This is a genomic window from Saccharomonospora azurea NA-128 (genome assembly GCF_000231055.2).
In the GTDB taxonomy this organism is placed as follows: Bacteria; Actinomycetota; Actinomycetes; order Mycobacteriales; family Pseudonocardiaceae; genus Saccharomonospora; species Saccharomonospora azurea.
On the sequence record NZ_CM001466.1, the window covers coordinates 3,699,419 to 3,701,505 of the forward strand.

Here is a 2,087-nt window from a genome sequence, read left to right on the forward strand (position 1 = left end):
CGGCGCAGTGGTACGGCCTGTGGCAGCCGTCGAGCGACCGCCCACTCCGGCGGCCCGGGGAGGTCGTCCGCGTGTCGCCGTCCGTGGTCGACACCCTGGTGTCGTGTCCGCTGCGCTGGCTGGTGGAGCGGCACGGCGGCACCGATCCCGCGCAACTGCCCGCGCTGACGGGCACCCTCGTGCACGCCCTGGCGCAGGCGGCGGCCGAGGGCGCGGAGGAACAGACGCTGTGGAAGGACCTCGACGCGGCCTGGGCGAAGGTGGACGCCGGTGCGCCGTGGTTCTCCCGCAAGGAACGCGTCCGGGTCGAGGGCATGGTCCGCAACTTCCTCGCCTGGCTGCGGCAGAGCCGGGCGGAGCTCACCCAGCACGCCGTGGAGCAGGACATGCGGGTGGAGCTGCCCGCCGGGGAGGGGGAGCCCACGGTGGCGTTGACGGGCCGGGTCGACCGGCTCGAACTCGACTCCGAGGGCAACCCGGTGGTCGTCGACCTGAAGACGAGCAAGACCGTGGTCAGCGCCGACACGGCCGCCGAGCACCCGCAGCTCGCGGTCTACCAGCTGGCCACGCTGCTCGGCGCGTTCGCCGGGCACGAGGGCAGCACCGGCGGCGCCAAGCTGCTCTACGTGGGCAAGTCGCACAACAAGACGGGGGCCACCGTGCGGGAGCAGCCCCCGCTCGACGAGGTGACCGCGCGCCGGTGGCTCCACACGGTGCGCAAGGCCGCCACCGACAGCACGGGGCCCGCCTACGCGGCGAGGGAGAACGCGGACTGCTCGCGGTGTCCCGCCCGGCCGTCGTGCCCGCTGCGTCCCGAGGGCAGGCAGGTGACGGGCCCGTGACGAGCACGAGTGAGGCGGTGGCCGATGAGTCTCCGTCGCCCGGCCGCGTCGTGTCGCCGGCCGACATCGCCGAGGCGCTCGGCCTGCCGTCGCCGACCCCGGAGCAGGCCGCCGTCATCGCGGCCCCGCCCGAACCGGCGCTGGTGGTGGCGGGCGCGGGCGCGGGCAAGACCGAGACGATGGCCGCGCGCGTGGTGTGGCTGGTGGCCAACGGTCTCGTCACGCCCGACCGCGTGCTGGGCCTGACCTTCACCCGTAAGGCCGCCCGGCAGCTCGCCGAGCGGGTGCGGGCCCGCCTGCGGCGACTGGCCGGGTCGGGGCTGCTCGACGACGTGGACCCCACGGGGCAGCGCAGGCTCGCGGTGGCCTCCGGCGAGCCGACGGTGCTGACCTACCACGCCTATGCGGGGCGGTTGCTGGCCGAGCACGGCCTGCGCCTGCCGGTCCAGCCGGGGGCGCGCATCCTGTCGGAGACCGCCGCGTGGCAGCTCGCCCACCGGGTCGTCTCCTCGTGGGACGCCGACCTCGACACCGACAAGGTGCCCACGACCGTCACCGAGCACGTGCTCGCGCTCGCCGGTGAGTTGGGGGAGCATCTCGTCACCGCCACCCGGCTCCGCGAGTACACGGCGTGGTTCTGCGACGTCGTCGAGACCGCGCCGCGTGCGAAGCGGCAGCCCGCGAAGCCGCCCAAGGACCTGCTCGACGTGGTGGCGGCCCAGCGGTTCCGGCTCCAGCTGCTGCCCTTGGTGGAGGCGTACGAGCACCGCAAGCGCGCCGAGGGCGCGGTGGACTTCGCCGATCAGATGTCGCTCGCGGCGCGCCTGGCCGAGACCCAGCCGGACGTCGTCGCGGCCGAACGCGGCCGTTACGGCGCCGTGCTGCTCGACGAGTACCAGGACACCGGGCACGCCCAGCGCGTGCTGCTGCGGGCGCTGTTCGGCGGTGGGGAGCCGATGCCGGTCACCGCGGTGGGCGATCCCGCGCAGGCGATCTACGGCTGGCGTGGCGCGAGTGCGGCGAACCTGCCGCGTTTCACCACCGACTTCCCGCGTCGCGACGGCGGTGCGGAGATGGGCGGACTCGGACCTGCCCGCGAATACGGCATGCTGACGAGTTTCCGCAATCCGCCGGAGGTGCTGACGCTGGCCAACGCGGTGGCCGAACCGCTGCGGGCGAGCGGGCTGGGAGTGCGGGAGCTGCGGGCGCGGCCCGGCGCGGGGCCCGCCGACGTGCGTGTCGCGT

The 2,087-nt window shown here is 74.9% G+C and carries 2 protein-coding genes; both read left to right on the forward strand.

Translation table 11 applies throughout. The features are described 5' to 3' along the window. Positions 1–842, forward strand: an 842-nt coding sequence (locus SACAZDRAFT_RS17000; RefSeq protein ID WP_005443744.1) for a RecB family exonuclease, incomplete at its 5' end; no start/stop codon positions are given. Then, the coding region (locus tag SACAZDRAFT_RS22605; RefSeq protein ID WP_005443745.1) for an ATP-dependent helicase at positions 839–2,087 on the forward strand (1,249 nt) is incomplete at its 3' end. The genes SACAZDRAFT_RS17000 and SACAZDRAFT_RS22605, both read left to right, overlap by 4 nt.